The sequence below is a fragment of the Microbacterium sp. BF1 genome (assembly GCF_019279095.1).
Lineage (GTDB): Bacteria > Actinomycetota > Actinomycetes > Actinomycetales > Microbacteriaceae > Microbacterium > Microbacterium maritypicum.
In genome coordinates, this window is the sequence record NZ_JAGYWT010000062.1 from 1 (window position 1) to 8,601 (window position 8,601).

The window sequence follows — 8,601 nt, forward strand, 5'->3', positions numbered from 1 at the left end:
GGCTGTTCTCCTCCGCGCGTTCCGCCGGCACGGCCATCGAGTTCGGCGGTGCGACCGTGATCGTCGAAGACGTCGAGACGGCGGATGCCACGGGCATCGACATCGCCCTGTTCTCGGCGGGAGCCACGGCGAGCCGCGCCTATGCGCCGCGCTTCGCCGCTGCCGGTGCCGTGGTCGTCGACAACTCCAGCGCCTGGCGCATGGACCCCGAGGTTCCGCTCGTGGTCAGCGAGGTGAACCCGCACGCGATCGACGAGCGCCCCAAGGGCATCATCGCGAACCCGAACTGCACCACGATGGCGGCGATGCCGGTGCTGAAGGCGCTGCACGCCGAGGCCGGCCTCGAGCGTCTGATCGTGTCCACCTACCAGGCCGTCTCCGGCTCGGGACTCGCCGGCGCTCAGGAGCTGCTCGGCCAGGTAGAGGGTGTGCTCGCCCAGGGCGACACCCTCCGTCTCGTGCACGACGGATCCGCGGTCGATTTCCCCGAACCCGAGAAGTACATCGCCCCGATCGCCTTCGACGTGATCCCCTTCGCCGGCAACCTGGTCGACGACGGCGACAACGAGACCGACGAGGAGAAGAAGCTCCGCAACGAGAGCCGCAAGATCCTCGAACTCCCCGGACTCCGCGTGGCCGGCACCTGCGTGCGGGTCCCGGTCTTCACCGGCCACTCGCTCTCGATCAACGTCGAGTTCGCGCGTGACATCACTCCCGAGCGTGCCAGGGAGGTGCTGAGCGCGGCCCCCGGTGTCGTCCTCGACGAGGTTCCCACGCCGCTGCAGGCTGCCGGCAAAGACCCGAGCTTCGTCGGTCGCATCCGCGCCGACCAGTCCGCACCCGAGGGCAAGGGGCTCGTGCTCTTCCTGAGCAACGACAACCTGCGCAAGGGCGCCGCGCTGAACGCCGTGCAGATCGCCGAGATCCTGGCGGAGCGCCTGGCGGTCATAGCCTGACGGTATGCCCGCGATGCGGAAGCGGTCTGGCGCAGCAGGTCCGCATGGTCTGCGACGACGCGCCCGCGAACTAGACTGGTTCGGTGACTGAAAACGTCGATGTCGTCCTGATCGGCGGTGGCATCATGAGCGCCACCCTGGGTACTCTCCTGCACGAGCTGCAGCCGGAGTGGAAGATCGTCGCCTTCGAGCGACTCTCCGAGGTGGCTCAGGAGAGCTCGAATCCGTGGAACAACGCCGGCACGGGGCACGCTGCGCTGTGCGAGTTGAACTACATGCCGCAGCAGGGAGACGCTCCGCTCGACCCGGCCAAGGCGGTCTCGATCAACGAGCAGTTCCAGCAGAGCCGTCAGTTCTGGTCGTCGCTCGTGGAGAAGGGCGTGCTCGACGCGCCGTCGACCTTCATCAACGCGACGCCGCACATGACGTTCGTGCGCGGCGAGAAGGATGTTGCGTACCTCAGGAACCGCTACGAGGTGCTCAAGAAGCAGCCGCTGTTCGCCGGTATCGAGTACAGCGAAGACTCCCGCGTCATCAACAAGTGGGCACCGCTGCTCATGCAGCAGCGCGTCAAGGGTGAGCCGTTCGCCGCGACCCGCGTCCCCGCCGGCACCGACGTCGACTTCGGCGCCATCACCAACCAGCTCTTCGACCACCTGACCGACTCCGGCGTCACGTTGCGCACGAACCACGAGGTGCGCAGCCTGAAGAAGCAGAAGGACGGCACCTGGCTGGTCAAGTACCGCAACCGCATCGGGCACACCCCGAACGAGGTCAAGGCGCGCTTCGTGTTCGTCGGGGCCGGCGGCTGGGCGCTCAAGCTGCTGCAGAACTCCGGCATCCCCGAGATCAAGGGCTACGGAGTCTTCCCCATCGGCGGACAGTTCCTCAAGACCACGAACCCGACCGTCGTCGCTCAGCACAAGGCGAAGGTGTACTCGCAGGCGTCCGTCGGTGCTCCGCCCATGTCGGTTCCGCACCTCGACACCCGCGTCGTCGACGGCGAGGCCTCGCTCATGTTCGGGCCGTTCGCGACCTTCAGCCCCAAGTTCCTGAAGAACGGGTCGATGCTCGACATCGTCACCCAGGTGCGCCCGCACAACCTGCTGCCGATGCTGCAGGTGGCGGTGAAGAACCCCGACCTCATCACCTACCTCGTCAGTGAGCTGCTGAAGAACCACGCCAAGAAGGTCGACAGCCTGCGCACCTTCATGCCGACCGCGAAGGATGAGGACTGGACCCTCATCGACGCCGGTCAGCGTGCTCAGGTCATGAAGAAGGACCCGAAGAAGGGTGGCATCCTGCAGTTCGGCACCGAGGTCGTCGCCGCGTCCGACGGGTCGATCGCCGGTCTGCTGGGCGCCTCTCCCGGTGCCTCGACCGCCGTCCCGATCATGCTCGATCTGCTCAAGAAGTGCTTCCCCGCGGAGTACCCGGGCTGGGAGCCCGAGCTGCGCGCGCTGATCCCCACCTTCGGCGAGAAGCTGAACGAGGACGCGGCACTCGCGGAGAAGTCGACCGAAGCGACCGCAGCCGCACTCGGCATCAACGTCTGAGCCGGCACCGTGGCGAAGCTCTACTTCCGCTACGGCGCGATGAACTCGGGCAAGTCGACGGCATTGCTGCAGGCCGCCTACAACTACGAAGAGCGCGGACAGCGGGTGCTGCTGGCGAAGCCGGCGATCGACACCAAAGGAGCGTCAGAGATCGAGAGTCGACTGGGCGTGACGCGCCAGGTCGATTTCCTCATCGCTCCCGACGACGATGCCCGCGTGATCTTCGCCACTCATCGAGGACGCATGCAGCACACGTCGGATGACGAGCTGCTCCCAGAAGGCCCGATCGACGTGGCCTGCCTGCTGATCGATGAGGCGCAGTTCCTCACGCCGTCGCAGGTCGACGACCTCTTCCGCATCGCGGTGGTCGATGGGATCCCGGTCATCGCGTACGGCATCCGCAACGACTTCCTCACGCACGCGTTCCCCGGGTCCGCGCGCCTGCTCGCGATCGCGCACTCGCTCGAGGAGCTCAAGACCATCTGCCGCTGCGGACGCAAGGCCGTGTTCAACGGTCGCGTGGTCGGCGGGCGCTTCGTGTTCGACGGCGACCAGGTCGCGATCGACGAGGGCGCCACAGGCTCGGCCTCGCCCGAGCTGACCACCTATGAGTCGCTGTGCGGCACCTGCTACCTCGAAGAGTCCGACGGGCGCCTGGGCTGAGGCTCCGCACGGCTCCCTCTCCACGCTCCAGGAAGAGCGCCTTTCGTCGCGCGCGGTGAAGGAGGCTCCCGCGTGCCTCCCGCGAGGGGCTCTGTATTTCCGCGCCTGTTTGCGCGGTCTGACCACAGGCGATATTCTGTGGTCAGACCACAGGAGGATCGATGGCGGAACAGCCGGCGCGCGCATGGCGACTCGTGCTCGAGCACATCGAACGCGACCTCCTCGATGCCCGCCTCGGCCCGGGCGACCGGCTGCCCTCCGAGCGTGATCTGGCCACCGAGCTCGGCGTCGGCCGATCCAGTGTTCGGGAGGCGTTCCGCGTCCTCGAGGTGATGGGCCTCATCCGCACCGCGACCGGCTCAGGCCCGCAGTCGGGCGCCATCGTCATCGCCACGCCCACCGGGGGCATGTCGGCGCTGTTGCGGCTGCAGGTCGCGGCTCAGGGCTTCCCTCTGGATGATGTCGTACGCACACGTCTGGTGCTCGAAGACGCGGTCGTCCAGGTGCTGGCTGCGGCGTCCGACCGCGATACGAGCCGCGCCCACGAACTGCTCGAGGCGATGGATGCTCGAGGCCTCGCCCCGGCGGAGTTCCTCGCCCTCGACGCTCAGCTGCATCTCTCCCTCGCCGAAGCCAGCGGCAATACGGTCATCGCCGCGATGATGGCGGGTCTTCGTTCCTCGATCGAGTCCTATGTGCAGGCGGGAGTCTCCGCGATCCCGGACTGGGAAGCGATGGCGACTCGTCTCCGCTCCGAGCACCGCGCCCTCGTCGCCGCCATCGATGCCGCCGACGTCGATGCAGCGCGCGCGCTGGTCCACGCCCACATCACCGGCTACTACACGTCCGCGGGGCTCACCCGTGACACCCACCCCCACACCTGAGAGGTACATCATGGTGCAGCGCCAGTTCCCGAATCCCGTTGAGCTCCTCGAGCTGATGAAGTTCAAGAAGCCCGAACTCGACGGGCGCAAGCGGCGTCTGGAGGGTGCCCTCACGATCGATGATCTGCGTCTCATCGCCAAGCGGCGCACGCCCAAGGCCGCCTTCGACTACACCGACGGAGCGGCCGAAGGCGAGCTTTCCCTCACTCGCGCGCGCCAGGCGTTCCAGGATGTGGAGTTCCACCCCGGCATCCTGCGCCCGGCGCCCACGGTCGACACGAGCGTCGAGATTCTCGGCGGGCCTTCTGCCCTGCCGTTCGGAATCGCGCCCACCGGATTCACACGTCTGATGCAGACCGAGGGGGAGACCGCGGGTGCGGGCGCCGCGGCGGCAGCCGGCATCCCGTTCACGCTCTCGACGCTCGGCACCACGTCGATCGAGGGTGTGAAGGCCGCCAACCCGCACGGGCGCAACTGGTTCCAGCTCTACGTCATGCGCGATCGCGAGATCTCGTATGAGCTCACCCGTCGTGCGGCCGCCTCGGGGTTCGACACCCTGCAGTTCACGGTGGACACCCCCGTCGCCGGTGCCCGCCTGCGCGACAAGCGCAACGGGTTCAGCATCCCGCCGCAGCTCACCCTCGGCACGATCATCAATGCGATCCCGCGGCCCTGGTGGTGGTACGACTTCCTCACCACCCCGAAGCTCGAGTTCGCGTCTCTCAGCACCACGGGCGGCACGGTCGGCGAGCTGCTGGACGCGGCGATGGACCCGACGATCAGCTACGACGACCTCGCGGTCATCCGCGACATCTGGCCCGGCAAGATCGTGATCAAGGGCGTGCAGAACGTCGAGGACTCTGTGCGCCTGCGTGATGCGGGTGTCGACGGCATCGTGCTCTCCAATCACGGAGGACGCCAGCTCGACCGTGCGCCGATCCCTTTCCACCTGCTCCCCGAGGTGCGCAAGGCCGTCGGCGACGACTTCACCGTCATGATCGACACCGGCATCATGAACGGCGCGGACATCGTCGCGGCCGTGGCCCTCGGAGCGGACTTCACCCTGATCGGACGGGCGTACCTCTACGGGCTGATGGCGGGTGGGCGTCAGGGCGTCGACCGGACTATCGCGATCCTGCGCAGCGAGATCGAGCGCACGATGCGCCTGCTGGGGGTCGCCTCCCTCGCCGAGCTCGAGCCCGCGCACGTGACGCAGCTGACCCGTCTGGTCCCGGTCGCCCGCTCTGCCGCCGAGGCTCGCGTGCGCTGAGACCCCGCTCGTTCGATCCCGCGCGCGCGGTGGCTCTGCGGTCTCAGGACTGCGTGGCCACCGCTCGTGCGCGCGGGGGCCACGGCACCAGCATCGACGTCGTGCGGCGGTAGTCGGCGTAGGCCGGGTACTTCGACGCGGTGATCGACTCGGTGAAGATCGTCGACCCGATGAACAGCACCGTGAGCAGGGCGGGGCCGACGATGGTCGGGTTCAGCACCCCTCCGATGACACCGGCGCCGCCGGTGACCGCTGCGGTCGCGCCGATCGCGTAGAAGGCCCACCACTGCGCCTGTTCGAAGAAGAAGTTCGGGTGCCGGCTGTAGCGGAACAGGCCCGTCGTGGCGAAGCCGGGTGCGAGAGTGCCGCCCGCCTCCTTCTTGCGCTGATGGAACCGCCACTGCTGCTGGTCGGCGACGGTCTCCCCGACCAGGAAGGCGACGAACGCGGCGATGAACAGCGCATCCCACCCGGTGAGGGCGGAGGGATTCTGCGCGGCGACGGCGGCGGGCAGCGTGATGAGCACGAGCAGCGTCATCTGGTAGCAGATGATGAACAGCAGGTTGAAGATCTGGAACTGCCAGGGGCGCATCCGTCCCCGCAGGATGGCCCACCGGTAGTCCTCCATCCCCGTGTAGCCGCCCTTGCGGGCGAAGTTGAAGGTCAGGCGTGCGCCCCACGCGGTGGCGAGCACTCCCATCACGACCACACGGGCGGATCCTTCGCCGTTCACGAAGGCCCCGGCGACGAAGATCCAGACGTAGACAACCGGCACGATCGACCATGCGCGGTCGACCCAGGATGTGTCTCGGGTGATCAGGGAGAGCACCCAGCAGGCGGCACTGGTGACCGCGGCGACGATGATGACGATCAGCAGGGCATCCATGACGCCATGCTAGGACTCTGCTGCCGTGTCGCGCTGCACGACACTGCTCAGGTCAGAGCGTGAGCAGAAGAGCGTCGAGCTTGTCGGCGGTGTCTTCCCAGCCCTGCACAGCCACGGAGGGCACACCGATCGCGAGCACGGGGTAGTCGTTGCCGCCCTCGTCGAGCCGGTCGCCGTAGAACAGCATGTCGGTCAGCGCTATGCCCGTGCGGGCGGCGAGCTGCCGCATACCGAAGGCCTTGTCGATGCCGGCCTGGGTGATGTCGATCGAGGTCGAGCCGCCCGAGCGCACCTCGAGACCGGGAAGACGTGCAGCGACCGCATCGCGCAGCGCACCGCGCTTGGCCCCCGTCGGGTCCCAGTCATGCTTCGCTTCGCGCGGGGCGCTCTGTCCTAGCGCCGAGAAAGTGATCTGCGAACCGCGGTCTTCGAGGATCTCGCCCCACGGCTCGGCCTCCCAGAGCCCGAGCCGTTCGGCCTCTTCGCGCAGGGCCGTCAGCGCGGCCTGCTTCTCGGCGTCGCTGAGGTCGTGGGCGTAGACCGGCATGAAGTCGGTGCCGTCGTGGCGGAGGTAGCGGGTGCCGCACGTGGGCAGCAGGTGCAGACGCGCGAGATCCGCGGGGTCGGCGTCGCCGAGGCGTGACACCACCTGCGAGCGGAACTGGGCCTCGTTACCACCCGAGATGATGGCGACGTCGACCGTGCGCAGGAGGGCGCGCAGCAGGGCGGCGATTCGCGGGTCGATCAGACCCTTCGAGGGAGCGAGCGTGTCATCGAGGTCGAAGGCGACGAGTGTGGGCGCGGTCATGATGTCTCCAGCCTAGAAGGTGGACGCTGGGAGGAACGCGGGGCGACGAGCAGAGTGACCACGACAGCGAGGGCGACCCCGAGGATCGCGCCCGTGGAGTTGGCCACGACGTCGTTCACCGTCGCCGCACGGTGGGGGAGTGCCACGCGCTGCGCCGTCTCGATCGCCGCCGAAAGCACAGGGCCGACCAGGAGCGCGAGGAACCACACCCGACGGGGGAGGAGCAGGAAGGCGAGGATGCCGACCGGCACGAACACGAGCACGTTCGCGATGATCTCGAGGCGGGTGAAGTCGAGCGATTCCCAGCCGAGACGATGGGCTGTGGTGAGCACGACATCGAGCAGGTTCGGCATGGTCTCCTCGACCCGGGAGGGCGTGAGGGTGAGAGCGGCCAGGCCGATCAGGAAAGGGATGCCGAGGACGAGGGCCCAGGCACGTGTGAAGCGGCGCGGCGGCGGGAGCAGAGAGCTCATGCGTTCCCTTCATGCGCGATCCCGATACAGAGAAGGCCGCCCCTGAGGGCGGCCTTCCGGTGTCACTGGTCGGGGTGACAGGATTTGAACCTGCGACCTCTTCGTCCCGAACGAAGCGCGCTACCAAGCTGCGCCACACCCCGTTTGCAACCCTCCGAGTCTACAGGGAAATGCTCTCTGCGCCGAATCGAGGCGGGATCAGTCCTCCGCGGTCAGCGTGAGCAACGTCGCCTCGGGCCGACACGCGAAGCGCACGGGGGCGTAGATGGAGTGTCCGCAGCCCGCGCTGACGTTGAGCGGCACGGTGCGGTCGCCGTGCGACCACGTGCTCAGGCCCTTGGCCTGCTTGAGGGGGATGTCGCAGTTCGCCACGAGCGCGCCGAATCCCGGGAGGCAGACCTGACCGCCGTGCGTGTGGCCACCGAGGATCGCGTCGGCTCCGAGATCGGTGAAGCCGTTGAGCACGCGCTGATAGGGCGCGTGTGTGACCCCGAGCACCGGAGTCGTGGACTCGCGGGCCCCGAGAGCGGCGATGGCGTCGGGAAGCTCGTCCAGCCGGTCCCAGTCGCGGTGGGCGTCATTGACGCCGAAGAGGTCGACCTCGGCGCCGGCGATGCGCAGCCGCGCTGCCGTGTTGTTCAGGTCGGTCCAGCCGAGCTCGTCCGTGAAGTAGCGGTCCATCGCGTCGGTGTCCAGAAGCTCCGGCTTGTGGTGCTTCTTGGACGGTCCGAGGAAGTAGCGAAACGGGTTGCGCGGCGACGGCGCGGCGACGTCGTTCGATCCGTGCACGAAGACGCCGGGGATGCCCGCGAGCGGGTCGAAAGCGCGTCGGATGCCTTCCAGGCCGTTCTCGTGGCCGAGGTTGTCTCCGGTGTTCACGATGAGGTCGGGCTTCAACTCCGCGAGGGAGGCGAGCCAGTCCTGTTTGCGGTGTTGCCACGGCGCCATGTGCGCATCGGAGATGTGCAGGATGCGCAACGGAGCGGAGCCGGAAGGCAACGCCTTCGCCGTGGCCTCCCGCACCGTGAAGAGGTACCTCTCGATGCCGATGCCCCAGATCGCGGCCGCCGCACCCACGGCCCCCACCGCGCCGAGCGCGACGAGG

General features: G+C 67.9%; 9 protein-coding genes and 1 tRNA gene. 5 read left to right on the forward strand and 5 right to left on the reverse strand.

Annotated features, from left to right (window positions below):
- From KZA10_RS03825 to KZA10_RS03845, 5 genes are all read left to right on the forward strand, one after another.
- The coding region (locus KZA10_RS03825; protein ID WP_218682211.1) for an aspartate-semialdehyde dehydrogenase at positions 1-956 on the forward strand (956 nt) is incomplete at its 5' end.
- 83 nt (positions 957-1,039) lie between these two features.
- A complete protein-coding gene (locus tag KZA10_RS03830) occupies positions 1,040-2,512 on the forward strand; it encodes a malate:quinone oxidoreductase (RefSeq protein ID WP_218682212.1) in 1,473 nt (490 codons plus the stop codon).
- 9 nt (positions 2,513-2,521) lie between these two features.
- Positions 2,522-3,175: a thymidine kinase gene (locus KZA10_RS03835; RefSeq protein ID WP_218682213.1), complete on the forward strand. Its 654-nt coding sequence runs from the start codon at positions 2,522-2,524 to the stop codon at positions 3,173-3,175.
- A 161-nt stretch (positions 3,176-3,336) separates the two neighbouring features.
- Complete coding sequence (locus tag KZA10_RS03840) at positions 3,337-4,059, forward strand: FadR/GntR family transcriptional regulator (RefSeq protein WP_218682214.1); 723 nt, start codon at positions 3,337-3,339, stop codon at positions 4,057-4,059.
- A gap of 10 nt (positions 4,060-4,069) precedes the next feature.
- Positions 4,070-5,329 carry an alpha-hydroxy acid oxidase gene (locus KZA10_RS03845; RefSeq protein ID WP_141385828.1) on the forward strand — a complete coding sequence of 420 codons (1,260 nt, stop codon included), beginning with the start codon at positions 4,070-4,072 and terminating at the stop codon, positions 5,327-5,329.
- Between the two features lie 43 nt (positions 5,330-5,372).
- Here the strand turns inward: KZA10_RS03845 and KZA10_RS03850 are convergent, their stop codons facing one another.
- The 5 genes from KZA10_RS03850 to KZA10_RS03870 form a co-directional block, all read right to left on the reverse strand.
- On the reverse strand, positions 5,373-6,215 hold the full coding sequence (locus KZA10_RS03850) for a DUF1295 domain-containing protein (protein WP_218682215.1): 843 nt from the start codon (positions 6,213-6,215) through the stop codon (positions 5,373-5,375).
- A gap of 52 nt (positions 6,216-6,267) precedes the next feature.
- Positions 6,268-7,023 carry an HAD-IIB family hydrolase gene (locus KZA10_RS03855; RefSeq protein ID WP_218682216.1) on the reverse strand — a complete coding sequence of 252 codons (756 nt, stop codon included), beginning with the start codon at positions 7,021-7,023 and terminating at the stop codon, positions 6,268-6,270.
- Complete coding sequence (locus tag KZA10_RS03860; RefSeq protein WP_055865306.1) at positions 7,020-7,496, reverse strand: VanZ family protein; 477 nt, start codon at positions 7,494-7,496, stop codon at positions 7,020-7,022. Before KZA10_RS03860 ends, KZA10_RS03855 begins: the two co-directional genes overlap by 4 nt.
- A 66-nt stretch (positions 7,497-7,562) precedes the next feature.
- A tRNA-Pro gene (locus KZA10_RS03865) sits at positions 7,563-7,639 on the reverse strand.
- Between the two features lie 55 nt (positions 7,640-7,694).
- The coding region (locus KZA10_RS03870; RefSeq protein ID WP_256934366.1) for a metallophosphoesterase at positions 7,695-8,601 on the reverse strand (907 nt) is incomplete at its 5' end.

What these genes read in the sequence shown, in the direction of transcription:
- KZA10_RS03840 (WP_218682214.1), top strand. Translation starts at nt 3,337, where the DNA reads ATGGCGGAACAGCCGGCGCGCGCATGGCGACTCGTGCTCGAGCACATC.
- KZA10_RS03845 (WP_141385828.1), top strand. Translation starts at nt 4,070, where the DNA reads ATGGTGCAGCGCCAGTTCCCGAATCCCGTTGAGCTCCTCGAGCTGATG.
- KZA10_RS03850 (WP_218682215.1), bottom strand. Translation starts at nt 6,215, where the DNA reads ATGGATGCCCTGCTGATCGTCATCATCGTCGCCGCGGTCACCAGTGCC.
- KZA10_RS03855 (WP_218682216.1), bottom strand. Translation starts at nt 7,023, where the DNA reads ATGACCGCGCCCACACTCGTCGCCTTCGACCTCGATGACACGCTCGCT.
- KZA10_RS03860 (WP_055865306.1), bottom strand. Translation starts at nt 7,496, where the DNA reads ATGAGCTCTCTGCTCCCGCCGCCGCGCCGCTTCACACGTGCCTGGGCC.